Origin of the sequence: Burkholderia sp. AU18528 (genome assembly GCF_002223215.2) — a bacterium.
In the GTDB taxonomy this organism is placed as follows: domain Bacteria; phylum Pseudomonadota; class Gammaproteobacteria; order Burkholderiales; family Burkholderiaceae; genus Burkholderia; species Burkholderia semiarida.
The window spans coordinates 281,432-304,689 of record NZ_NKFC02000007.1 but is presented as its reverse complement, the minus strand read 5'-3'; the positions used below and the strand labels follow the sequence as shown (position 1 = coordinate 304,689).

The window sequence follows — 23,258 nt, the reverse complement described above, 5'->3', positions numbered from 1 at the left end:
TCCCCATTTCCCCGCTTGCGCTCGAAAATTGAGCAGTCTAGACTGCATCGCAGTTTCATCGAAATCCCTGTCTTTCGCGCCCAGCGCCGGCATCCCGTCGCAGCGCCTCCACCGGACGCCGGCGTCGCCCGCCGCGTCGAGACTTTCAAGGACACGCCATGACCCGCACCGCAACGCTCCTCGTTACCGCGCCGGCGTTCGCGCCGCTCGTATCGACACCTACGGCGCAAGGCAACTGACTTCGGCACCGTGACCCCGCAACTCATTCGACCGACAGGGCACACCATGACGAGTATCCCGGATCGCGTCGCGCAAGCCGTGACGCCCGAACTGATCGCTGCGTTCCGCGAGGAAGGCGCGGTCTGCATCAAAGGCATCTTTTCCCCCGACGAAGTGGCCGCGCTGCGGGCCGGCATCGACGCGAACCTCGCGCAGCCGAGCGAACGCGCGAAAGTCGCGAGCCGGCCCGACGATCCGGGCTGGTTCTTCGAGGATTTCTGCAACTGGCAGCACAACGACGCGTATCGCGACTTCATCGCGCGCTCGCCGGCCCCGTCTGTCGCCGCCGCGCTGATGGGAACGGACACCGTGCGGCTGCATCACGACCACCTGCTCGTGAAGGAGCCCGGCACGCGGCAGCGCACGCCGTGGCATCAGGATCAGCCGTACTACAACATCGAAGGCGACGACAACGTCAGCATGTGGATTCCGGTCGATCCGGTGCCGTTCGAATCGACGCTGGAATTCGTCGCCGGCTCGCACCGCGGCCCGTGGCTGATGCCGCGCACGTTCATGGACAAGGAGGCGAAGTGGTTCCCGGAAGGCAGCCTCGCCGACCTGCCCGACATCGAAGCCGATCGCGCGGCCTTTCCGATCCGCCGCTGGGCGCTCGAACCCGGCGACATGGTGTGCTTCCGGATGCTCACGCTGCATGCGTCGGGCGGCACGCAGAACCGCCGGCGCGCGTTTTCACTGCGCTTCGTCGGCGACGACATCCGTCACGCGCCGCGCCGCTGGAAAACCTCGCCCGATTTCCCGGGGCTCGCGGCGCAACTGGCCGCCGGCGCGCCGCTCGATCACCCGTTGTTTCCGGTCGTGTGGTCGCGCGACGCGGGGCAGGTGGGTGCGATCCGAGCGGCGTAGATAACGAACGCGGCGGCCGCTTCGTGACGAAACGGCCGCCGTGCGTCTGGGGGCGTACGACGACGAATCAGGTCGGGTGGCGCCCCGCGCCCGGCTTGAAGCGCGACCCGAGCCGGTAGCGGTTGCCCGGATGCAGGAAGTGCACGAACGTGACGGGCAGCCCGTCCGTCCACGTGCGGCGCGTGAGCGTGAGGCACGGCTCGTCGGCGCGCATGTCGAGCAGCCGCGCCTGTTCGCCGGTCGGCAGCGATGCGTCGACGACGTGCTCGATTTCCAGTTCGTCGTGCGACACGTTGTTGTACAGATACTCGGACGGCGGCTCGGTCTGGAAATCCTGATCGATGAAGCCGGGCGCGGCGGCCGGGTTCACGTAGCGGTCCTCGAGCTGGATCGGGCGGCCGTTTTCCTCGTGCACGCACACCACGTGAAAGACCGGCGTGTTGACCGGCAGGCCGAACGCGGCCGCGACGTCGAACGACGCGGGCTCGCGCGACTGGCTGAGCACGCGGCAGCGGTACTCGTGGCCGCGCGCGCGAATCTCGTCGCGGATATGCGCGATCATCAGCAGGTTCGACTGCGGCTTCACCTCGGCGACGAAGGTGCCGACGCCCGCGATGCGCTTGAGCACGCCTTCCTCGGTCAGCTCGCGCAGCGCGCGGTTGACCGTCATGCGCGCGACGCCGAACTGCGCGGCGAGATCGAGCTCGGACGGAATGCGGTCGCCGGGGCGCCAGTCGCCGGACTCGACGTTCTGGCGAACGAGCGTCTTGATCTGCTGGAACGGTGCGGTGGCCTTGGTGACCATCGGAAGATCCTTGCGCGAAGAAAGTGACGAGGCTAGTCGTCGTGGCTGACGATGACCAGGATCTCCGCCTGCGCGGTGCCGAGGCTGCGCGTGCGGTGCGGGATGAGCGCGTTGAAATAGACTGAATCGCCGGCCCTGAGTTGCACCGTCTCGTTCGGAAATTCGATTTCGACGCGGCCCTTGTGCACGAACAGAAATTCCTCGCCTTCGTGCTCGCGAAACGTCGACGCGACGAATTCGTGCGGCGGATGCACGACGAACGGCAGCATCTTCTTCGGCGCGACGCCGGCCGCGATGCTCTCGAAGCGGTGCGCATGGCTGTCGGCCGCCGCGCCCATCGCGGTGCGCTCGCCGGCGCGCGTGACCGTGATCAGCTCGCGGTTGCGGCTTTCCGAGAACAGTTGCTCGACGTCGACGTTCAGCGCCTTCGACAGCTTCAGCGCGACCGCGATCGACGGCACGCTCAGGCCGCGTTCCACCTTCGACAGGTAGCTCTTTGTGAGACCGGTTTCGTCGGCCAGCACGTCGAGCGTCCAGCCCTTCTGTTTTCTCAGCAGTTTCAGGCGAATCGTCATGGTGCGCCAGGTGTCCTTCGAAAAACCGATTGTAACGCATGACACAAAGTGTCATTCGGTGTATCGTGTGTCATTCGTGTCGCGTGGGACACCCCGGGAGACGGTCGCGAGCGGCGCGGCAGGCCCGGTTCATTCAGGAGGCGAACATGGCGGAAACGCTGAATTTGACGAAGGCAGCGCTGGTCGCGCTGGCGGAGCGGCGGCTCGAAAACGAGGTGGGCGACAGCGGCTGGTCCGCGCGGCAAAAGCTCGCGCTCACGTGCCGGATCTTGTTCGACGCGGGCCACGACTCGGGTCTGGCCGGGCAGATCACCTGCCGCGCGGACGCGGCCGGCACGTACTACACGCAGCGGCTCGGGCTCGGCTTCGACGAGATCTCGGCCGCGAACCTGCTGCGCGTCAACGAGGATCTCGACGTCGTCGACGGCGAAGGCATTCCGAACCCGGCCAACCGGTTCCATACGTGGATCTATCGCGAGCGCCCGGACGTGAACTGCATCATCCACACGCACCCGGCGCATGTCGCGGCGCTGTCGATGCTCGAGCAGCCGCTCGTGGTGTCGCACATGGACACCTGCCCGCTGTACGACGATTGCGCGTTCCTGAAGGACTGGCCGGGCGTGCCGGTCGGCAACGAGGAGGGCGAGATCATCTCGAAGGCGCTGGGCGACAAGCGCGCGATCCTGCTCGCGCATCACGGCCAGCTCGTGGTCGGCAAGACGATCGAGGAGGCCTGCATCCTCGCGCTGCTGATCGAGCGCGCGGCGAAGCTGCAACTGCTCGCGATGTCGGCCGGCGAGATCAGGCCGGTACCGCCGGCGCTGGCGCGTGAAGCGCACGACTGGATCTCGAAGCCGAAACGCGATGCGGTGACGTTCGACTACTACGCGCGCCGCGCGTTGCGTACGCATCGGGATTGCGTCGCGTGAATCGGCGCATCGCTTCAACTCCGTCAGACCATCATTGAGGAATACCCATCGTGTCCATCCTGCTGAAAGGCATCATTGCCTACCCGGTCACGCCGTTCTCCGCCGACGGCGGCGTCGATCTCAAAGCGCTCGACGCGCTGATCGAACGCCTGATCGCCGACGGCGTTCACGCGATCGCGCCGTTGGGCAGCACCGGCGAAAGCGCGTACCTGTCCGACGCCGAATGGGAGGCCGTCGCCGCCGCGTCGATTGACGCGGTGCGCCGGCGCGTGCCGACCGTCGTCGGGATTTCCGATCTCACCACGGCGGGCGCGGTGCGCCGTGCCCGCTTCGCCGAACAGGCCGGCGCCGATGCGGTGATGGTGCTGCCGGTGTCGTACTGGAAGCTCGGCAACGACGAGATCGTCGCGCACTATCGCGCGATCGGCGACGCAATCGGCATCCCGGTCATGCTGTACAACAACCCGGCGACGAGCGGTGTCGACATGTCGCCCGACCTGATCGTGACGATCTGCCGGGCCGTCGACAACGTGACGATGGTCAAGGAAAGCACCGGCGACATCGGCCGGATGCATCGGCTCGCGCAATTGAGCGACGGGACGATCCCGTTCTACAACGGCAGCAATCCGATGGCGCTTGCCGCGCTGGCCGCCGGCGCGGCCGGATGGTGCACGGCCGCGCCGAACCTGAATGCCGCGTTGCCGCTCGCGTTGTTCGATGCGATGCGCGCAGGCGACCTCGCGCGCGCCAGGTCGGTCTTTCACGCGCAGTTGCCGTTGCTGCAGTTCATCGTCAACGGCGGGTTGCCGGTGACCGTGAAGGCCGGGCTGAGGCTGCGCGGCTTCGACGCGGGCGAACCGAGGCGGCCGCTGCTGCCGCTCGGCGAGGCACGCACGCGCGAGCTCGAGCGCCTGCTCGCGACGCTGCCGGACGGTGTGGCGGCATGAGCGACGGCGCACGGCCGGCGATCGCGGTCGCCATCGGCGCGGTGCGGATCGGCGCGAGCCGGCCGCTTGCCGGCACACCGCACGCGAGCGCGATCGACAAGCAGCCGACGGAGGCGCGTCTGTGGCTGGGCGCGCTCGGGTTTGCCGGCGACGCGCAGGCCGATACGCGGCATCACGGCGGCCCCGACAAGGCCGTCCACCACTATGCGCACGATCACTATGTGTGGTGGGCCGCGCAGATCGGCGCGCGCGACGTGCTCACCCGGCCGGGTGCGTTCGGCGAGAACCTGTCGACGCGCGGCATCACCGAGCACGACGTGTGTCTCGGCGACGTGTTCACGCTGGGCGGCGCGGTGCTTCAGGTCTCGCAGTCGCGACAGCCGTGCTGGAAGCTCAACGCGCGCTTCGATCATCCGCGCATGGCGGCGCTCGTGCAGCAAAGCGGCCGGACCGGCTGGTATTACCGCGTGCTGCAGGAAGGCCGGGTCGCACCGGGCGATGTGCTGGCGCTGCATGAGCGCCCCTACCCGCAATGGCCGCTGTCGGCGGTGCTCGACGTGCTGTATCGGCGCACGCTCGACATCGCCGCGCTCGATGCGCTGTGCGACGTGCCGTTGCTGCCGCCCGGCTGGCGCAAGATGCTCGACAGGCGCCGCACGGAGCGGCAGGTCGAAGACTGGACGAAGCGGCTCGAAGGATGATGGGCCGCGTCCGGCGCTTACTTCGTCGGCAGGTTGCGCACGTCGGCCGTCGGCTCGGCACCGAATGCGTCGCTCAACGCATAGCCGATCAGTTGTCGGGCGGTCGCTTCGGGCGTGGCGAGCGCACCGCTCGACTTCAACTGTTCGAATTTCCCGCGCATCGGGAAGCGATCTTCGCCGGTCGCGCGGATCGTGGCCTGCATGCCGGTATCGACGACGCCCGGCGCGACGCTGCAGATGCGCAGCGCGCCGTTCGCATCGAGCGCGACGGCGCGCGCATGGTGATCGAGCGCGGCCTTGGTCGCGCAGTAGACGCTCCAGCCCGCATACGCGTTGCGGGCCGCGCCGCTCGACAGGTGCACGATCCGGCATTCGGTCGACGCCGATGCGGCTTGCACGAGCGCCGCCGACAGCATCAGAGGCGCGGCGACGTTCAGTCCGACCGCGCGGGCGACGATCGTCGGGTCCTGCGCGGCGAGCGGGCCGATCGGATCGACGATGCCCGCGTTGTTGAACAGCAGCACGAGCGAGGCGCCGTCGACGAAGCCGCGCAGCGTGTCGCCGGCCAGCCAGGTGGCGACGGCCGTCATGTCCGACAGATCGAGTTCGACTTCGGCGAAGCGGTCGCCGGCTTGCGACGCGAGCGACGGATGACGGCTGCGCGACACGCCGAGCACGACGATGCCTTCCTGCAGCAGTTGTTCGGCGAGCGCCGCGCCGACGCCGCGCGTGTGTCCGGTGACGATGGCGCGCACGTGTGCGGAAGAAGATGCAGTCATGGTGGTGAACCGGTGAGGGGGTGAGCAGGAGTGACGAGCGGCGCGCGGCACGGCGGCGGCGCGTTCGGCGAGTCATGCGTGGTGTGGCGTGCGAGGACGGTCGCGCGCGGCGCCGCGGGTATCGGGATGAACGCATATCGTAGCGCCGGCATGCGCATCGCGCAAACGCCCGGGCGCGCGTGGACGATGAATCGGCGGTGCGGCGCGCGCATGCATCGCCGCTTGGTGCCGCGTGCCATCGGGCGCACCGCCACGTCCGACGAAAGCCCGCTGCGGCAAGTGCGCACGCCGGGGCGGCGAGCGGCGCCGGGACACGCGTCGCGAGCTATCATATGGCTCGCCCGTGCGCGATGCCGCGCGGGCCGCGACCGTTCCCTTCACCTGCTGCACGCTGCGACGCCACCCATGAACACCACGCCGGATACGCCCACGCCCCGCGCCCTTCGCGAACTCACGCCCCTCGAGGCCCGCATTCTCGGCGTGCTCGTCGAGAAACAGCACACGGTGCCGGATACCTATCCGCTGTCGCTGAACGCGCTGACCGCCGGCTGCAACCAGAAAACCGCGCGCTCGCCCGTGATGAACGTGAGCGAGGACGAAGTCACGACCGCGCTCGACGGGCTGAAGCACCTGAGCCTCGTGATGGAGGGCAGCAGCAGCCGCGTGCCGCGTTTCGAGCACAACATGAACCGCGTGCTCGGCATCCCGAGCCAGGCGATCGCGCTGCTGACGATCCTGCTGCTGCGCGGCCCGCAGACGGCCGCGGAGTTGCGCCTGAACAGCGCGCGCCTGCACGGCTTCGCGGATATCTCGTCGGTCGAGGCGTTCCTCGACGAACTCGCGGCGCGCGCGCAGCCGCTCGTCGTCCGCCTGCCGCGTGCACCGGGCGCGCGCGAGAACCGCTGGATGCACCTGATGTGCGGCGAAGTGAACATGGCCGACTTCGCGAGCGCGGATGCAGGCGGCGCGGATTCGGTGCCGCCTTCCGAATTCGAAGCGCTGAAGGCCGAGCAGAAGCGCCTGGCGGACGAAGTGGCGCGCCTGAATGCGCTGGTTCAGCGGATGGCGAGCGAACTCGGCATCGACGCAGACGCGCCGGGCGACGCGGGCTGATCGTCTGCCGATGCGATGACGGCGGAGCGTGCGCACCGCCGCGTTACTTCAGCTTGACGCCGGGGACGAGGTAACGCGCACCGCCCGGTCTCAGGATCGGCGCGAGCGCGGCAAAAGGCGCGTCGAGCTGAGGCCCGAGGCAGGCGCCCATTGCGTGACCGATCCCGGATACGACGAACGACAGCTTCCCGGGCGCATCGAGTTCGAATGCCAGATATTGCGGGAACACGTCGGCGCACGATAGCGAATCGTCGTCGCCGTCCGTCGATTGTGTGCCCGGTGAGGTTCCGTCGCGCAGCCGCGCAATGAACTTCGCCAGCGCGGCGCTCGTTGCCGATTCATGGTCTTCGGCCGGCGCAGCGGCGTCGATCACGCGATTCCAGTCGAGATACGTGCCGCGCAGCAGGTCGAACGTGACCGGATCGTAGTGATTGTCCGGGTGCGCGCCGCCGCAGTACGTGCTGCCTGCTTCCACGATCCCCAGCGCCGCCCGCGACAGCCACGTGACCGTCACGCTCTCGTCGTCGTAGCTGCCCAGCGTTCCGGCGGCCGGCCCGTCGTCGGTATAGCGCGTCGACGCGCATTCGAGCGCCGCGAGATTCATTTGCCAGTGCCGCTGTTCGAGCAAACGATTGATCCGCGCCATCACGGCCGGGTCGGGATGGCGGCTCAGGCGCGGATACGCGAGCACCGTGCGCGGGTCGCGCCACATTCGGTACGCAACCGTACCGTCGCCCACTTCGGAGCCGACCGGCTGCGCGTGCCCGGCAAGCTTCAATGTGGCATAAGGCGCGTGCTGCATGTCGATGTCCTCACTGCGCGCGACGCCGCTGCCGATACCGCCCGCCACGAGCGCGCTAATCGCTTCGACGGGGCCGGGTGCAACCGCGTCGGGATCGTATGCAGCCACGCGGCGCAACGCGAAGGGCCGCGTCTTGCCCGAGCGCGCATCGATCCAACGGCCGCGATAGCCATCTTTGTCCCGTGTGCCCTGCCAGGTGGCCGCCCTGTGATCGAAATCGGGCTGCCCGCTGTATTTCGACGCGCTGCGCACATCGTCCGGCAATTGCGAACGCACGAGCGGCTCGACCAGTTGCGCGGGCTTGCCTCGCAGCGGAATATCGACGCCGAACTGCGCATAGAAATAGCGGCCCGTGATCGAGCCGTCCGCGGCCGGGCGATCGTCGAGTTCCATCACGACGGTTCCGGCGCCTTGCAGCGTTCCTTCATAGACGGTGCGTGGCGCGGCGTTGGCAAAGCTCGCGTGCAGCGCGATCAGCGCACACGCGCTTCGGATCAACGGGCGCATCACGGGCGACAACAGGATGGTTTTCATGACGGTGCGTGAATGATGAAGATGCATGTCAACCGACACTGATCCGCGTCGCGCCGGCATCGACGAGCCGGAACAGCAGATCCTCGACGGCCGTCTCCGGTGCGGAACCGAGATCCGCGTGGATGCGCCAGCCCTGTTCCGTGCGAACCGGTTCCGACAGGTAGTGAACGATGCCGTGCAATCCATCCTCGGCTGGCGTGTTCTCGTCGTCCCCGTCGAACCACGCGAGGAACCACGTCTTGAAGGCGTCGTTGGCAGCGGTTGCGTCGAGACCGTCGGCTTCGACCGCGGCCCAGTCCCAGACAAACGGGCGGATCGACACGGCCGCCGTTTCGAGCTCGAACGCGAACGGCTCGAAATCCAGTTGCGTGGCCGAGTCGACCATCGCGGGCTCGCCGGCCGATTCGCCTTCGGCGGCGATGGTATCGGCGCGGCACGGCAGCGCGAGCGGACCTTCGGTGGCCAGCGTGCCGTCGTCCCGCCGGTAGGCCGGTTCGACGACGACCGCCGGTTGCGTGGCCGCTTTCGCGAGCAGATCGGCATAGGGTTGGCGGATGGCGCGGAGCAATTCGGAGACGGTCATCGTGATGTGTCGGTCGGGCAGGGAACGCGTGGTCGCAGGCAAGCGGTACGCGAAGCGGCGGACGTCACCCGACGGGCCGCTTCGCTACCGGACAATTGCGATCGTACGGTACTTCGCCCGCACGCGAACACTCGGCCGAACGGCCGGGCCACTTGCTGGTCACCACGCCGCGCAACGCGGCGAACCGCGGGCGAACCCTTGCGACACGCCTTTTTTGCCTCGTTTTGACGTCGGCCGCATTCCCGCGGCGGCGCTCGCCCGCCTTCCCCTGCCGCAAGCCGCTACCGTTTCGCGCGAGTGCCATAATCGAGCCTGCCCATCATTCCAGACAGACGTCCCCCGGAGAATCACCATGCAGAACCTCGACAATCCTTCCCACGATCGCGAGGTAGGCAGCGCCGACGCGACGCAGGACACCACGCGCATCGACGACGTGCGCATCGGCGCGGTGCGCCCGCTGATTTCGCCCGCGCTGCTGCTCGACGAACTGCCGGTGCCGGCCGCCACGCAGACGCTCGTCGAAGACACGCGCCGCGCGATCGGCGACATCCTGCACGGCCGCGACGACCGCCTGCTGCTCGTCGTCGGCCCGTGCTCGATCCACGATCACGACCAGGCGCTCGATTACGCACGCCGGCTGAAGGCGGCCGCCGACGCGTTGAAGGACGACCTGCTGATCACGATGCGCGTTTACTTCGAGAAGCCGCGCACGACGGTCGGCTGGAAGGGCTACATCAACGATCCGCGCCTGGATGGCAGCTTCCGCATCAACGAAGGGCTGCGCGCCGCGCGGCAACTGTTGCTCGACATCAACGCGCTCGGCCTGCCGGCGTCGACCGAATTCCTCGACCTGCTGAGCCCGCAGTACATCGCTGACCTGATCGCGTGGGGCGCGATCGGCGCGCGCACCACCGAGAGCCAGAGCCACCGTCAGCTGGCGTCGGGGCTGAGCTGCCCGATCGGTTTCAAGAACGGCACCGACGGCGGCGTGCAGGTCGCGTCGGACGCGATCGTCGCCGCGGCTGCGAGCCATGCGTTCATGGGGATGACGAAGATGGGGATGGCCGCGATCTTCGAGACGCGCGGCAACGACGATGCGCACGTGATCCTGCGCGGCGGCAAGAACGGGCCGAACTACGACGCCGAGCACGTCGAAGCAAGCTGCGCGGTGCTGCGCAAGGCCGGATTGCGCGAACAGGTGATGGTCGATTGCTCGCATGCGAACTCGAACAAGTCGCACGAGCGGCAGATCGACGTGGCGCAGGATCTCGCGCGGCAGTTGGGGCAGGGCGAGCATCGGATCGTCGGCGTGATGGTGGAGAGCCATCTCGAAGCCGGCCGACAGGACCTGAAGCCCGGCGTGCCGCTCAAGTACGGCGTGTCGATCACCGATGCGTGCCTGAGCTGGACGCAGACGGAGCCTGTGCTCGACGTGCTGGCCGACGCCGTGCGGCACCGGCGAACGTATTCGCGCAATGCGTGACGCCGCGTGGTCCGATGCGCCGCGAAGGCCGGGTATGCGTTTCGTGAGGTTGTCCCGATCGGCAGGCCGCGGCGCCATTTTTCGGGGCCGCTCGCTCCACTTGTCCGCACGATCGTTGATCCGGATCCGGCTTGCCCCATCTGCCGTGTTGCATCGTGAACGCACGATCCGGCGAATGCCGCTACCATGAAAGACGTGTTGCTCGCCGCAGTCCGGCCACGCCGGTCCGCCACGCACACGCGCAGTGGCGGTGCGGCCGGCCGTCACGCGACCGACGAAGCGCGGGGCGGCCATCCGCGGGGTGCCCACCGATCAGCCGTTGCGCCCGCTTCGCGCCCGGAATCCACAACAACCGCACCGGAGTGCATGAAACATGAAGTTCTACAAGACCCTCATCGCAGCAACCGTCCTCGCCTCGAGCGTCAGCGCGCACGCGCAGATCGCGGGCGCGCAGCCGATCAGCGTGACCGTCGAGCAGTCGCAGGCGCTGCTCGAAGGCTGGAGCGTGAAGAAGAGCGTGCTCGGCAAGACCGTATACAACGACGACAACCAGAAGGTCGGCAAGGTGCGCGACCTGATCGTCGCGCCGGACGGCTCGGTGTCCGCCGCGATCGTGTCGGCCGGCGGCTTCCTCGGCGTGGCCGCGCATGACGTCGCGGTGCCGATCGCGTCGCTCGACGTGCGCAACGGCAACATCTACCTGCCCGGCGCGACGAAGGAGGCGCTGAAGGCCACGCCGGCGTTCCAGTACGCGAAGGTGCCGTCGCCGCCGAAGCCGAAGAAGGTCGACGAAAAGCACTGATCCTCCATCTCGCGCGTCACGCGTCGCCCGTCGCGACGGGTGACGCGCGTTCCGGCGACGGTCAGGTTGCGTCGAGCCCGCCGTCGACCGTGATTACCTGCCCCGTCATCCATGCCGCCTGCGGCGACGCCAGCGACACGATCCAGCTCGCGACGTCCGCGGGCTCGCCACGCCGGCCGAGCGGAATGCGCGCGCGCTCCTGCGCCTTGATCGCTTCGATGTCGGTTTCCGACAGCTTCATCCGTTCCGACAGGAAGTCCGTTTCCGTCGGGCCCGCCGCAACGGCGTTCACGCGCACGCCCGCCGATGCGAGCTCGAGCGCCCAGCAGCGCGTCAGATGCTCGAGCGCGGCCTTGCTCGCCGCATAGTGCGACAACAGCGCCGCAGCCTTGTGTCCGAACGTGCTCGACACGTTGACGATGCTGCCGCGCGCCGCTTTCAGATGCGGCAGCGCGGCGGTCGCGAGCATCGACGGCCCGAGCGTATTGACGCGGAAGATCGCGCTGATCGCGTCGAAGGTCGCCGACTCGAGCGGCAGGATCGCCCCCGCGCCCGCATTGTTGACCAGCACGTCGAGCCGCCCCGCCAGTGCGACCGTTTCGTCGATCGTGCGCATGGCGTCGGCCGGATTGCCGGCGTCCGCGACCACGTAGTCGATGCCCGGCGCGCTGCGCGCGGCGGCGGAAAGCGCCTCTTCGCGGCGGCCCGTGATGACGACGCGCGCCCCTTCGCGCGCGAACGCGACGGCCGCCGCCCGCCCGATGCCGGCGCCGCCGCCGGTAATGAGGACCACCTTGTTGTCGAATGACTGCATGACTCCCTCGTGAAGACGATGGGTGGAACGTTCGCGCCGTCTAGCGTTCGGGCGCATCGTCCGCCGGCGCAAGCGCCACGATGTGGCTGATCCCGTCGTGCGCCATCTTCGTATACGGACAGAAACGCTCCGTATTGCGGACGAGTTCTTCCGCCAACGTGCGTTCGACGCCCGGCAGCCGCACGCGAATGTTCGCGTTCAGCATGAACAACCCGTCCATCGGATCGCGGCAGAAGTCGATCGATGCGGACACCGACGCGCCGGCGATCGCTACGCCCGCCCGTGCGGCCAGCAGGCTCAGCGCGCCGTGAAAACACGCCGCGTAGCTCGCGGCGAACAGTTGCTCCGGGTTCGGGCCGTCGCCGGGCCCGCCCAGTGCGGACGGCAGGCGCAGCGCGACATCCAGGCGCCCGTCGTCGGAACGCGCGACGCCCGATGCGCGGCCGTGCTCGGCCTCGCCGCCCGTGACGGTGACCGTCGTCGAGTACAGCGTCTGCGGTTCTCGGCCGCGATACCGGTCGAGCAGCGACAGCGGCGGCGGGCGCAGCGGCGTCATGGTGTGCGATCCGGCGGTGGTCAGCGCGCGAGCGCGTGCTGCCGGAACCACGCGTCGAAGGTCGTCGCGCCGAGGCGCGCGCCGGGCGCCGGCACGAGCGTGTCGTCCTGCAGCACCGCGCCGAAGTAGTCGGCGCCCGCATCCCGCGTCACCGTGCGCGCGTCGTGCGTGGCCGACAGGAAACGTTCGACCAGATCGGCGATCCGCACGCGCTCGGGGCCGCCGATCTCGACGATGCCGTTGCGCGGCGCATCGAGCGCGAAATCGGTCACGGCGGCCGCGACGTCGTCCGACGCGATCGGCTGGAAATGCGCGGTGGTCAAGCGGACCGTGTCGCCTTGCGCGCCAGCCTGCGCGATCGCGCCGACGAATTCGAAGAACTGCGTCGAGCGCACGATCGTGTACGGCACGCCCGCTTCGCGGATCAGGTTCTCCTGAACGATCTTGCCGCGGAAATACGCGCTCTGTTGCAACCGGTCGGTGCCGACCACCGACAACGCGACGTGATGGCGCACGCCGGCCGCGCGCTCCGCGGCGAACAGGTTGCGTCCCGACGCCTCGAAGAATGCCTTCACGGCCGCTTCCTCGAACGACGGCGAATTCGCGAGATCGACCACGACCTCCGCGCCGGCGAGCGCATCGTCCAGCCCCGCACCCGTGATCGTATCGACGCCCGTCGACGGCGCTGCCGCCACCGCGTCGTGGCCGCGTGCGATCAGGTTCCTGACGACCTTGCTGCCGATGAGGCCGGTACCACCAATGACGACGATCTTCACGATTGCTCTCCTTGAACGGGCGCGCGACATGCGCGCCGCTTGAACCTGCCGAAACCGGCGCCGATCGCGTTCGCGCGATCGGGCCGCCGCCTTGCCGAGCGGCGCCGCGCCGTATGCGCGTGCCTGCCGAACAGCCCGCATCGTAGGCATGCGCCGCGCGATCCGCCAGTGTCCTGCAAGCCCTCACCATGTTGCCGCGAATGCATCAATCGACCGCCTCCAGCGGCGCCGTCGTCGTCATGGTCGTCATCGTCGTCGGGCACTGCAGCTCGCGCGCACGCGTCTGTTCGATCATGTAGTCGATGAACACGCGGATCCGCGTGGGCAGGTGCTTGCGGCTCAGGTAACAGAGATAGTGGCCGCCGTCGTCCGGCGCGTGCTGGCCGAGACAGCTCACCAGCCGGCCGTCGGCGAGCAGGTCGCACACCTGGTACGCGGGCAACTGCGCGATGCCGAGCCCGTCGAGCGCCGCCTGCACGACGAGATCGATGTCGTTGAACGTGTGATGCGCGGCGATCTGGCGCTGCTGCGTCACGCCGTCGATCCTGAATTCCCATTCCGTCACGCGGCCCGATGCGGTGCGCAGGTTGATGCAGCGATGCCGCTCGAGATCGTCGACGTGGCGCGGCAAGCCGTGCTGATGCGCGTACGACGGCGACGCGCAGACGATCATCTGCATCGGAATCAGCCGGCGCGCGACGATCGCGCTGTCCTCCATGCGGCCGTCGCGAAACGCGACGTCGATGCGGTCGGCGGAGAAATCGACGGGCCGGTCGTTCAGCAGCAGTTCGAGCGTGATGTCCGGATACTGCGCATGGAAGTCGCGCAGCAGCGGCGCGATGACCTTGCGGCCGAAGCCCGGCGTCGCGCCGATGCGCAGGTGTCCGCTAGGCGGCCCGCTGCGCAGCTCGCGCATGTCCTCGAGCGCCTGCGCCAGATGCTCGATGCCGGGCCGGCAGTTTTCGTAGAAAAGCTCGCCTTCGCGCGTCAGCGACATGCTGCGGGTGGTGCGCTGGAACAGGCGTGCGTCGAGCCGGTCCTCGAGCCGCTGCACGTGGCGGCTGACCGACGAGCGGCCGACGCCGAGGCGGTCGGCGGCGCGCGCGAAGCTGCCCTCGGTGACGACGGCCAGGAACGTGACCACGCCGGCGTAGCAGGTCGAGAAGCTGCGCGCGAACGGGTCGTCGGCATCGGGGCGGCGGATGGAGGTGTCGGGCATGGTGGCGCTTGAATCGTGGTGTCCGTATGCGACTAGACGTTTCAGCGCTGCCGCCTGTGACACCGCCCGCCGCATTTTTTCAAAAAGGTCGCGGCGGCGTGCGAGCCGGCTATTTTTCCGGCACGAGCACGGGCGCGCCCTTGTCCTTCAACAGCAGCACGATGAACTTCGCGGGCCGGGTCTGGCTCGCGTTGCGTCCGACCGTGTGCAGGTCGTTCGGGCCCTCGTAGAAGGTCTGGCCCGGTTTCAGCGTGACGGGCTCGCCGCCCTTCACCTGCATCACGATCGAGCCTTCGACGACATAGACGAACGCGTCGGCGTGGTGGCGGTGAACTGGGTCTACCGCGCCGGGCGGGTATTCGACCGAGATCATCTGGGCTTCCTTGCCCGGATAGTCGTCGAGCGGCTTCGTCATCAGCGTCGTGACGATGGCCGAGGGCGCCGCATGGGCGGCGCCGGCGGTGGCGGCCGCGACCAGGAGCGCGGATGCGACGGCATGTTTCAAGCGAATCATGGGATGTATTCCAGTGACCGCCGCCGGCAGGCCGCCGGCGGCGAAGAAGGGCGCCCGCGACCGGGCGAGGGCGTCAGGCGAGATTGGCCTTGTCGAGGCCGTAAGCCTTGTCTGCCGAACCCGGAGCGGTGCGGAACGCCACGTTCGCGCGATTCCAGCCGTTGATCGCCATCACTTCGAACGTCAGGTCCGACAATTCCTTCTCGGAGAACTGGCCGCGCACGCGATCGTAGACATCGTCCGGCACGCCGTGCTCGGGAAGCTTCGTCAGTATTTCGGTCCAGGCCAGCGCGGCCCGCTCGCGCGGCGAGAACAGCGTCGATTCGCGCCACGTCGCCAGATGGTGCAGGCGCAGCTCGCGCTCGCCGTGAAGGCGCGCTTCCTTCACGTGCATGTCGAGGCAGAACGCGCAGCCGTTGAGCTGCGACGCACGGGCCGATACGAGATCGCGGATCGATTCCTCGATCGCGCTGCCGCGCAGCAAATTGCTGAGTTCGAGGAACTGCTTGAACAGCTCGGGCGATTGATGCATGTAGTTGAGACGCTGCGTCATGATTTCTCCTGGCGACGAAGAGGCTGGCCCGCGTGGTGCGGGTGTCGTGGGCGGCAGGGCGCCGCGCGAAATCATCTTAGGAGGGTGCGCCGGTACGCGGTAGCCACGCACAGGGACGCATCGTGTTGCGCGCGCTGCATCAATCCGCGCTCGACTGCGGGTGCGGCCGGCGCCGGCGCGGGGACGCGCAAGTCAGCCGGCCGCGCAGGCGGCCGCGATCCGCGCGAGCTTGTCGGGGTTGCGCTGCACGAGAATCCGGCCGATGCGCGCGCCGTCGGTCTCGAACGACATCGCTGCTTCGAGTTGCCCCGCGATGAAGCGCAGCATCGCCCATTCGCCGTTCAGCACGACCGGCCGCATCTCGACACCGCTGCCGCAGCGCAACCACGTCGCATAGAACAGTTGAGCGATGCGGCGACCGCCGACCAGCGGTTTCGGGAAACTCTGGACCTTGCCGCCGCCATCGCCGATCAGCATCGCGTCTTCGGCGAGGAGCGCCTGGATCGACGGGAAATCGCCTTGCGCGAGCGCGTGCGAAAAGCTCTGCAGCAATTGCCGGTGGGTTTCGCGCGGCACGGCGTGGCGCGGCCTGTCGTCGTCTCGCAACTGGGCCTTCGCGCGGCTGACGAGCTGCCGGCACGCGGCTTCGGATTTGCCGATCGCGTCGGCAATCTCGTCGTAGTCGGCATCGAACACTTCGCGCAGCAGGAAGGCCGCGCGCGCTTCCGGCGTCAGCCGTTCGAGCAGCAGCAGGTACGCGACCGATACGTCGTTCGCGCGCTCGGTCATTTCCTCCGGCGTGGCAGGCGATTCGCCCAGTTCCGGCTCGGGCAGCCAGATGCCCGTGTAGTGCTCGCGCCGGAGCTTCGCCGCGCGCAGGCGGTCGATCGACGTCCGCGTCGTGACCGCGACGAGCCAGGCCTCGGCGTTCTCGATGCGCTCGCGCGCCGCGTCGTGCCAGCGCAGCCACACGTCCTGCACGATGTCCTCGGCGTCCGCGATCGAGCCGAGCATCCGGTACGCGATCTTCTGCAGGCGCGGGCGCAACGCGTGAAAGGTTTGTGCGTCGTCGGTCATCACAGCCACGCCCCGTTGAACCCGAATGTCACGTGCCCGCTCAGGAACACGCTGCCGGTGCCGTTCCATCGAACCGTCACGTCCTGCCAGCCGAGCAGCGGCACGCCCATTTCGACCTCGATCAACCCGTCTGTATCCTGGGAACAGTGCAGGCGCCCGCGATTCGTGCACGGCACGACCGACGCCGCGCCGGTTCCCCGCATCAGCTTCAATGCGACACCGCGCGTCGCGCTGCCGCAGGTATCGAGCGCCGAGCCGTCGGGGTTCCGGAACGCGACACGGGCGGCCGCATCGTCGCAATCCGACCCAACCGCGAGCGGGTTGGAGCCGATGCCGCGATGCCGACCGCCGATGCGTCGCACGAGGTCGCGATCGACGCGATGCGCGGGATCGTGCCCTTGACCACGCAGGTTGACGATGACGAAGTCATCGCCATTCGCGTTCGTCTTCTGAAATGCAATCGGCATGGCGGTTCCGGAATGGGGGCAGGCGAATACTGTACGTGGCTCGCCGGTCGTGAGCAATCGTGGCCTGACGGCGGGCATGTGACAGCGACTACGTAATTCTACGTAGATCCTCATACGTAGTTATCCGCTTGTAAGCGGCCCCCGTCGCGCGGAATACTACGGCCCATCGCCGCGGCTTCTGCGAGGCTGCGGCACGACGCATCGACGTCACGCGGGTTCGGCTTTCGGGCCGCATCCACTCAAAAACACATTGGAGACCAGGAGACGCCATGAATCGGGCTTCCAGTACCCTGCTCTGGATCGCGGTCGCGCTACTCGGCGCGTTCGCATTCGGCACGATCGCACTCGCGCACGGCGAGCGCGTCAGTGCCCTCTGGATCGTGATCGCCGCAGTCTGCGTGTATCTGATCGCATATCGCTTCTACAGCCGTTTCATCGCCAGCAAGGTCATGCAGCTCGACGGGCTGCGCATGACGCCGGCGGTCAAGTACAACGACGGCCTCGACTACGTGCCGACCAACAAGTACGTGCTGTTCGGCCATCACTTCGCCGCGATCGCCGGCGCCGGGCCGCTGGTCGGCCCCGTGCTCGCCGCGCAGATGGGCTATACGCCCGGCATGCTGTGGATCCTGGCCGGCGTCGTGTTCGCGGGCGCCGTGCAGGACTTCATCGTGCTGTTCATCTCGACGCGCCGCGACGGCCGCTCGCTCGGCGACCTCGTCAAGATGGAACTCGGCACGGTGCCCGGCGTGATCGCGCTGTTCGGCGCGTTCCTGATCATGGTGATCATCCTCGCGGTGCTCGCGCTGATCGTCGTGAAGGCGCTGACGAATTCGCCGTGGGGCACGTTCACCGTCGCCGCGACGATTCCGATCGCGCTGTTCATGGGCGTCTACACGCGCTACATCCGCCCGGGCCGCATCGGCGAAGTGTCGATCATCGGCTTCATCGGGCTGATGGCGGCGATCGCGTTCGGCCAGAACGTGGCCGCCTCGCCCACGGTCGCCGCATGGTTCACGTTCAGCGGCACGCAGCTCACGTGGATTCTCATCGGCTACGGCTTCGTCGCATCGGTGCTGCCGGTGTGGCTGCTGCTCGCGCCGCGCGACTACCTGTCGACGTTCCTGAAGATCGGCACGATCCTCGGCCTCGCGATCGGCATCCTGGTCGTCGCACCGGAACTGAAGATGCCCGCGCTGACGAAGTTCGTCGACGGCACGGGCCCGGTGTGGTCGGGCAACCTGTTCCCGTTCCTGTTCATCACGATCGCGTGCGGCGCCGTATCGGGCTTCCACGCGCTGATCTCGTCGGGCACGACGCCGAAGCTGATCGACAACGAAACCAACGCGCGCTTCATCGGTTACGGCGCGATGCTGATGGAATCGTTCGTCGCGATCATGGCGCTGGTCGCCGCGTGCGTGATCGAGCCGGGCATCTACTTCGCGATGAACGCGCCGGCGGCCGTGCTCGGCTCGACGCCGGAAGCGGTCGCGAACACCGTCACGCAATGGGGCTTCGTGCTGACGCCCGACATGCTCACGCAAACCGCAAAGGCCGTCGGCGAAACGACGATCATCGCGCGCGCGGGCGGCGCGCCGACGCTGGCCGTCGGCATGGCGCACATCCTGCACCAGGTGATCGGCGGCGAAGCGATGATGGCGTTCTGGTATCACTTCGCGATCCTGTTCGAGGCGCTGTTCATCCTGACGGCCGTCGACGCGGGCACGCGTGCGGGCCGCTTCATGCTGCAGGATCTGCTCGGCACGTTCCACCCGGCGCTCAAGCGCACCGAGTCGCTGCCCGCGAACCTGGTCGCCACCGGGCTGTGCGTGGCCGCATGGGGCTACTTCCTGTACCAGGGCGTGGTCGATCCGCTCGGCGGCATCAACACGCTGTGGCCGCTGTTCGGCATCTCCAACCAGATGCTCGCCGCGATCGCGCTGGTGCTCGGCACCGTCGTGCTGTTCAAGATGAAGCGCGAGCGCTATGCGTGGGTGACGATCGTACCGACCGCGTGGCTCCTGATCTGCACGCTGACGGCCGGCTGGCAGAAGATTTTCGACGCGAACCCGAAGGTCAGCTTCCTCGCGCACGCCGCGAAGCTGCAGGCCGCGGTGGACGAAGGCAAGGTGCTCGCGCCGGCGAAGTCGATTGCGCAGATGAAGCGGATCATCTTCAACGACTACATCGATGCGGCGCTGGCCGGGCTGTTCATCTTCGTCGTCTTGAGCATCGCGGTGTACGGCCTGCTCGCCGTGCTGCGCGCGCGCCGCGAATCGAAGCCGACCGTGCGCGAGACGCCGTACGAAGCAATGCCGGCCGCGCAGGCGCTCGGCAGCGGACGATAACGGGAGGCCGCGATGTTTACCGATCTCGGCAGCGACCTGCGCAGCGCGGGGCGTTACCTCGGGCAGGCGTTGCGGCTGATGGTCGGCCTGCCCGACTACGACACCTACGTCGCGCACATGCGCGAAACCCATCCGGACCGCGAGCCGATGACCTACGAGGAATTCTTCCGCGAACGCCAGAACGCGCGGTATGGGTCGGGAGCAGGGAAGTGTTGCTGAACCGGCCGTTGCAATGACCTGACGAATCGGTCCGGTTGACGAAACGGAAGCGCCGCGATGGATGTCGCGGCGCTTTTTTTTGCGCCGGCCGGCGGCGCGCGGCGCATGGCGCTCGCACGCCGTTTGCCCGGGCGCAGCACGGGCTATCCGGCCGCCGGTATCATAGGGCTCCCTCTTTTCCCGATGGACCGCAGGAGAACACGTCGTGCATGTCGGTGAGCGTTTCAACAGCATTTCCCATCTCGTCGGCGCGGTGCTGTCGGTAGCCGGCCTCGTGGCGCTCGTGACGATGGGCGCGCTCGAAGGGGACCCGTACAAGGTCGTGAGCTTCAGCGTGTACGGCGCGATGCTGATCCTGCTCTACGCGATCTCGACGGCGTATCACAGCGTGCGCAACCCGCGCCTGAAGGCGATCCTGCAGAAATGCGACCATGCCGCGATCTACCTGCTGATCGCCGGCAGCTACACGCCGTTCACGCTGGTCACGCTGCGCGGCCCGTGGGGCTGGTCGCTGTTCGGCGTGAGCTGGGGGCTCGCCGTGTTCGGCATCGTGCAGGAGCTGACGCTCGGGCGCCGCACGCGCCTGCTGTCGATGATCCTGTACGTGCTGATGGGCTGGCTCGCGCTCGTCGCCGTGCGTCCGCTGATTCATGCGCTGCCGCCCGTGGGCACCGCGTGGCTCGTGGCCGGTGGCGTGATCTACAGCGCGGGGATCTACTTCTTCATCAACGACGAACGCATCCGCCACGGGCACGGTATCTGGCACCTTTTCGTGCTGGCCGGCAGCCTGTGCCAGTTCGTCAGTGTCGCGATGTATGTCGCGTGAGCGGCATGGAGCGTCGGGCAGGTGATGCCCGCGCGTGGCGAGCCGGCCCGAGCATGCGTTACGGGCGCGAGGCGGCCCGCAGCGCGTTGAACCCGGCCCATCCCCAATACACACGATGATGCGCGATCAGCCCGTCGCGCAGATCCATCACTTCGACCAGATCCACCTGGTCGCCGTCCGGCGTTGCGCGCGGGTACTCCCAGACGAGCTGGCGGCCGTTCGAGAAGAACAGCCCGGTCCGGTACCAGCGCCCGAGCCCGTTGTCCGGATCGCGCAGGCCGGCCGCGAGGAAGGCGCCGATCGCGGCCTTGCCGTGCAGCACGCCCGAGCCGTGCGCGGGCAGCGTGGCGACGACGAGCGGCGTTTCGAGCACCGCGTCGTCGGCATACAGCGACATCAGCGCGTCGAGGTCGCGGGCGACGACGGCGGCGTGCCAGTCTTCATGGATACGCCGGGCGTCGGCGTGGGTGGCTGCGGGTGTCATCGCGGGTTTCCGGAAGTCGATCATGGAAACCACTGTAGAGGCGCGCCGCCGCCAGACGTTTCACGTCGACCCGAAACGTGAATGCCTCGCCGCGGCGAAGGCGGCAGGGCGCGCGTGCGGTTAGCCGGCCAGCGCGTCGAGATTCAGCGTATACGACTTGCCGATCCACATCGCGCAATCGCGATGGTCGCGCAGGTCGTCGCCGGTATTCGGATGCACGAAGATGTCGAGCGCGCCGTGGTTCAGCACGAGCCAGGGCACGATGTCGTCGAATCGCGCGGCGCCGAACGCGATCTGGTACGACCACGCCGGATGCGGGCCGACGAGGCGTTCGTGAAAGCGGCCGAGTTCGATGACCGCGCCGAACCGCGCGTCGACGACCTGGCGAAACGCCCAGGCCGCGTCGCGGCTCGCCGCATCGAAATAGACGTGCGCGTGCCAACTGTCGATGGCAGTAATGTCGAGAGCGACCATGAAGAGGCTCGATTAAAAATGAAAACACCTGACATGCCGTGCGAAACGGCCGATGCGTGATTATCGCGCGTCCTTGCGGCATGCGTCGTGTCCCGATCCGGCAGGCCGACGCGGATGATTTGTCCTGCATCAGAAGAATCGGCTGATCGGATGAAATCGTTTCGGCGGTATCCGCATGCGCGACATCACGCCAAAGCCTTGTCTGCAGGCGCGCCGGCCGGCATCGCGCCGGCAACACGTCATTTCGGAAATTGAAAGAACGGTATGTGCGCCGAGCCGGATCGCCGGTAAGAATCCGATCAGGTCGTTGAATGAAATAAAGAAATTCCGTTTCGAATGGATTCGCGAATGACGCGGCTCATGCGCCGAATGCGCGGCTGAAAATAACAATTGCGGATTCGGCTATTCAACCGGGATGCGGCCCGACATACGATGATTTCAACGCATCGATGCTGGATCGATGCGGGGACAACCATCTGGAGGCCATTATGCGATCCCTCGTTCCCGTTGCCGTTCTTTCTTGCGCACTCGCTGCGTTGCCGGCCGTTAGCTTTGCGCAGTCGATCGGCGTCGCCGACACCCCGAATGCCGCGCCGTTGACCTGGTCGGCGGCGCGTGCCGAAACCGATGCGCAGCTCATGCAGATGACGCGCGCCGGCTATCGCGCGACGACGGCCGGCAACCAGAACTATCCGCTCGCGATGCAGCGTGCGCTCGAGCGCGTGAACAACCCGATGCCCGACCGGTGGCGCGACGAGAAGGCCGCGATGGAAGCGCGGGCGGCCCGCGACGCGCAGAGCGGCCATCCGGTGAAGGCGTTCTTCGTGAAAACCGCGTACTACCTGAAGGGCGACAACACGTTTTGATGCGGGAGACGGACATGGCGTGCCCGAACCGATTGTTCGGCGTGTTGCGTGAGCTGGCGATACGCAGGCTGCCGCAAGCGAGCGCGACGCGACGGCGCGCCGATGTGCGCGGCGTGCGACGTCGGGCGCACGCCCTGCGCGACGCGGGCCGCTGCGCGCGCGTGTGCCGCAGCGCGTGGCCGGGGGCGGCGGCGAACGACGCATGCGCGAGCGAGGGCGAATCATGAAGGTTGCCCGAAAAGGCCGGCGCCATCCGCCGTTGACGCGCGAATGGCTGCTGCCGCTGCCGCTCGCGCATGCACGCGACATCTCGCTGAAATGCCACATGGCGCTGGTCGCGCTGCGCGGCGAGCACGGTAGCGAAGCGCTGCTGATGCGGCTGCGCACGAGCGTGTATCTGGTCTTCCTCGCGCTCGACGATGCGGTCTCCCCCGATGCGACCATCGCCCTGTGCGTCGACGCGGAGCGCGTGCTGGACGCGAGCGCGGCGCGCGCCGCGCAAGGCGGTGCATGGACGCTGCACGCCGACGAATGCGCGGTGCTCGAACGCGTGCTCGCCGCGAACGACGCGTGCGTCGCGACGCTCACGCGGCATCGGCTGGCAGAGCTGTGGCGTCATGTCTGCACGTTCGCTTCCGCCGAACAGCCGGGGTTGGTCGCGCAGGCCGCGACGAAGATGCGGGAGCCGGCCATTCTGCATTGAACGGCTGGCCGACGGCCGCGTTTCATACGTGTCCGATTCCATCGCGCGGCCGCGCGCCGTCTAATGACATGACTGGAACCCGGTGTGGCCGGGCGACGACGATCCATGTTCGCGACGTTCGCGGCGAACGCCGCGATCATGCGTGTCGACGCGAACGCATTCGTTT

General features: G+C 67.8%; 27 protein-coding genes and 1 pseudogene. 13 read left to right on the top strand and 15 right to left on the bottom strand.

Annotation, left to right across the window (positions count from 1 at the left end):
* Positions 1-285 precede the first annotated feature (285 nt).
* Positions 286-1,143 carry a phytanoyl-CoA dioxygenase family protein gene (locus CFB52_RS28150; RefSeq protein ID WP_099318068.1) on the top strand — a complete coding sequence of 286 codons (858 nt, stop codon included), beginning with the start codon at positions 286-288 and terminating at the stop codon, positions 1,141-1,143.
* A 67-nt stretch (positions 1,144-1,210) separates the two neighbouring features.
* Here the strand turns inward: CFB52_RS28150 and hutC are convergent, their stop codons facing one another.
* The gene (gene hutC, locus CFB52_RS28145; RefSeq protein WP_059581643.1) at positions 1,211-1,948 is read right to left on the bottom strand and encodes a histidine utilization repressor; all 738 of its coding nucleotides are present in this window, start codon (positions 1,946-1,948) and stop codon (positions 1,211-1,213) included.
* 32 nt (positions 1,949-1,980) lie between these two features.
* Positions 1,981-2,523: a helix-turn-helix domain-containing protein gene (locus CFB52_RS28140; RefSeq protein WP_059644440.1), complete on the bottom strand. Its 543-nt coding sequence runs from the start codon at positions 2,521-2,523 to the stop codon at positions 1,981-1,983.
* A gap of 146 nt (positions 2,524-2,669) precedes the next feature.
* Between CFB52_RS28140 and CFB52_RS28135 the strand changes: the two genes are divergently transcribed.
* From CFB52_RS28135 to CFB52_RS28125, 3 genes are read left to right on the top strand one after another with little or no spacing between them, the layout of a single operon-like run.
* On the top strand, positions 2,670-3,452 hold the full coding sequence (locus CFB52_RS28135; RefSeq protein ID WP_099318067.1) for an aldolase: 783 nt from the start codon (positions 2,670-2,672) through the stop codon (positions 3,450-3,452).
* 50 nt (positions 3,453-3,502) lie between these two features.
* On the top strand, positions 3,503-4,399 hold the full coding sequence (locus tag CFB52_RS28130) for a dihydrodipicolinate synthase family protein (protein ID WP_060968201.1): 897 nt from the start codon (positions 3,503-3,505) through the stop codon (positions 4,397-4,399).
* Positions 4,396-5,100 carry an MOSC domain-containing protein gene (locus CFB52_RS28125; RefSeq protein ID WP_099318066.1) on the top strand — a complete coding sequence of 235 codons (705 nt, stop codon included), beginning with the start codon at positions 4,396-4,398 and terminating at the stop codon, positions 5,098-5,100. The genes CFB52_RS28130 and CFB52_RS28125 overlap by 4 nt, the downstream gene beginning before the upstream one ends.
* 17 nt (positions 5,101-5,117) lie before the next feature.
* Here the strand turns inward: CFB52_RS28125 and CFB52_RS28120 are convergent, their stop codons facing one another.
* Complete coding sequence (locus CFB52_RS28120) at positions 5,118-5,879, bottom strand: SDR family oxidoreductase (RefSeq protein ID WP_099318065.1); 762 nt, start codon at positions 5,877-5,879, stop codon at positions 5,118-5,120.
* 405 nt (positions 5,880-6,284) lie between these two features.
* Here CFB52_RS28120 and CFB52_RS28115 point away from each other — a divergent pair, with 405 nt between their 5' ends.
* Positions 6,285-6,992 carry a YceH family protein gene (locus CFB52_RS28115; RefSeq protein WP_059644423.1) on the top strand — a complete coding sequence of 236 codons (708 nt, stop codon included), beginning with the start codon at positions 6,285-6,287 and terminating at the stop codon, positions 6,990-6,992.
* 43 nt (positions 6,993-7,035) lie between these two features.
* On the opposite strand, the gene CFB52_RS28110 is transcribed toward CFB52_RS28115, so the two are convergent.
* The gene (locus tag CFB52_RS28110; RefSeq protein WP_099318218.1) at positions 7,036-8,301 is read right to left on the bottom strand and encodes a hypothetical protein; all 1,266 of its coding nucleotides are present in this window, start codon (positions 8,299-8,301) and stop codon (positions 7,036-7,038) included.
* Between the two features lie 55 nt (positions 8,302-8,356).
* Positions 8,357-8,911 (bottom strand): hypothetical protein, encoded by a 555-nt coding sequence (locus CFB52_RS28105; RefSeq protein ID WP_060317797.1) that lies wholly within the window; start codon positions 8,909-8,911, stop codon positions 8,357-8,359.
* 352 nt (positions 8,912-9,263) lie between these two features.
* Between CFB52_RS28105 and CFB52_RS28100 the strand changes: the two genes are divergently transcribed.
* Both CFB52_RS28100 and CFB52_RS28090 read left to right on the top strand, forming a co-directional pair.
* Positions 9,264-10,394: a 3-deoxy-7-phosphoheptulonate synthase gene (locus tag CFB52_RS28100; RefSeq protein WP_099318063.1), complete on the top strand. Its 1,131-nt coding sequence runs from the start codon at positions 9,264-9,266 to the stop codon at positions 10,392-10,394.
* 373 nt (positions 10,395-10,767) lie between these two features.
* Entirely contained in the window at positions 10,768-11,196 is a 429-nt protein-coding gene (locus CFB52_RS28090) for a PRC-barrel domain-containing protein (RefSeq protein ID WP_059581669.1), read from the top strand.
* A gap of 61 nt (positions 11,197-11,257) precedes the next feature.
* Here CFB52_RS28090 and CFB52_RS28085 read toward each other — a convergent pair whose 3' ends face one another.
* The 8 genes and pseudogenes from CFB52_RS28085 to CFB52_RS28045 form a co-directional block, all read right to left on the bottom strand.
* Entirely contained in the window at positions 11,258-12,010 is a 753-nt protein-coding gene (locus CFB52_RS28085; protein ID WP_060317800.1) for an SDR family NAD(P)-dependent oxidoreductase, read from the bottom strand.
* 40 nt (positions 12,011-12,050) lie between these two features.
* On the bottom strand, positions 12,051-12,566 hold the full coding sequence (locus CFB52_RS28080) for an Ohr family peroxiredoxin (RefSeq protein ID WP_059644411.1): 516 nt from the start codon (positions 12,564-12,566) through the stop codon (positions 12,051-12,053).
* A gap of 20 nt (positions 12,567-12,586) precedes the next feature.
* The gene (locus CFB52_RS28075) at positions 12,587-13,342 is read right to left on the bottom strand and encodes an SDR family oxidoreductase (RefSeq protein ID WP_059581677.1); all 756 of its coding nucleotides are present in this window, start codon (positions 13,340-13,342) and stop codon (positions 12,587-12,589) included.
* A 205-nt stretch (positions 13,343-13,547) separates the two neighbouring features.
* Entirely contained in the window at positions 13,548-14,561 is a 1,014-nt protein-coding gene (locus tag CFB52_RS28065; RefSeq protein ID WP_099318062.1) for a LysR family transcriptional regulator, read from the bottom strand.
* A 109-nt stretch (positions 14,562-14,670) separates the two neighbouring features.
* A complete protein-coding gene (locus CFB52_RS28060; protein WP_059644407.1) occupies positions 14,671-15,075 on the bottom strand; it encodes a cupin domain-containing protein in 405 nt (134 codons plus the stop codon).
* Positions 15,076-15,148: 73 nt separating this feature from the next.
* Positions 15,149-15,628 (bottom strand): carboxymuconolactone decarboxylase family protein, encoded by a 480-nt coding sequence (locus CFB52_RS28055; RefSeq protein WP_059581685.1) that lies wholly within the window; start codon positions 15,626-15,628, stop codon positions 15,149-15,151.
* 192 nt (positions 15,629-15,820) lie between these two features.
* Positions 15,821-16,705 (bottom strand): RNA polymerase sigma-70 factor, encoded by an 885-nt coding sequence (locus tag CFB52_RS28050; protein WP_099318061.1) that lies wholly within the window; start codon positions 16,703-16,705, stop codon positions 15,821-15,823.
* A 77-nt stretch (positions 16,706-16,782) separates the two neighbouring features.
* Positions 16,783-17,172 (bottom strand): annotated as a pseudogene (locus tag CFB52_RS28045) (diaminopimelate epimerase); the annotation flags it as partial.
* 269 nt (positions 17,173-17,441) lie between these two features.
* On the opposite strand from CFB52_RS28045, the gene CFB52_RS28040 reads away from it, so the two are divergent.
* The 3 genes from CFB52_RS28040 (at position 17,442) to CFB52_RS28030 (ending at position 20,565) form a co-directional block, all read left to right on the top strand.
* Positions 17,442-19,520, top strand: coding sequence for a carbon starvation CstA family protein (locus CFB52_RS28040; protein WP_099318058.1), 2,079 nt, complete (start codon positions 17,442-17,444; stop codon positions 19,518-19,520).
* Between the two features lie 12 nt (positions 19,521-19,532).
* A complete protein-coding gene (locus CFB52_RS28035) occupies positions 19,533-19,739 on the top strand; it encodes a YbdD/YjiX family protein (RefSeq protein ID WP_027781714.1) in 207 nt (68 codons plus the stop codon).
* 205 nt (positions 19,740-19,944) lie between these two features.
* The gene (locus CFB52_RS28030; RefSeq protein ID WP_050013387.1) at positions 19,945-20,565 is read left to right on the top strand and encodes a hemolysin III family protein; all 621 of its coding nucleotides are present in this window, start codon (positions 19,945-19,947) and stop codon (positions 20,563-20,565) included.
* A 58-nt stretch (positions 20,566-20,623) separates the two neighbouring features.
* Here CFB52_RS28030 and CFB52_RS28025 read toward each other — a convergent pair whose 3' ends face one another.
* Together CFB52_RS28025 and CFB52_RS28020 are read right to left on the bottom strand one after the other, a co-directional pair.
* Complete coding sequence (locus CFB52_RS28025) at positions 20,624-21,049, bottom strand: nuclear transport factor 2 family protein (protein ID WP_099318057.1); 426 nt, start codon at positions 21,047-21,049, stop codon at positions 20,624-20,626.
* A 120-nt stretch (positions 21,050-21,169) separates the two neighbouring features.
* A complete protein-coding gene (locus tag CFB52_RS28020) occupies positions 21,170-21,523 on the bottom strand; it encodes a DOPA 4,5-dioxygenase family protein (protein ID WP_059581700.1) in 354 nt (117 codons plus the stop codon).
* Positions 21,524-21,698: 175 nt separating this feature from the next.
* Between CFB52_RS28020 and CFB52_RS34830 the strand changes: the two genes are divergently transcribed.
* The 3 genes from CFB52_RS34830 (at position 21,699) to CFB52_RS28005 (ending at position 23,092) form a co-directional block, all read left to right on the top strand.
* Positions 21,699-21,875, top strand: a complete 177-nt coding sequence (locus CFB52_RS34830; RefSeq protein WP_180278274.1) for a hypothetical protein — start codon at positions 21,699-21,701, stop codon at positions 21,873-21,875.
* 136 nt (positions 21,876-22,011) lie between these two features.
* The gene (locus CFB52_RS28015; protein WP_060011197.1) at positions 22,012-22,389 is read left to right on the top strand and encodes a hypothetical protein; all 378 of its coding nucleotides are present in this window, start codon (positions 22,012-22,014) and stop codon (positions 22,387-22,389) included.
* A gap of 223 nt (positions 22,390-22,612) precedes the next feature.
* On the top strand, positions 22,613-23,092 hold the full coding sequence (locus tag CFB52_RS28005; RefSeq protein ID WP_059581708.1) for a hypothetical protein: 480 nt from the start codon (positions 22,613-22,615) through the stop codon (positions 23,090-23,092).
* The last annotated feature ends 166 nt before the right edge of the window (positions 23,093-23,258 follow it).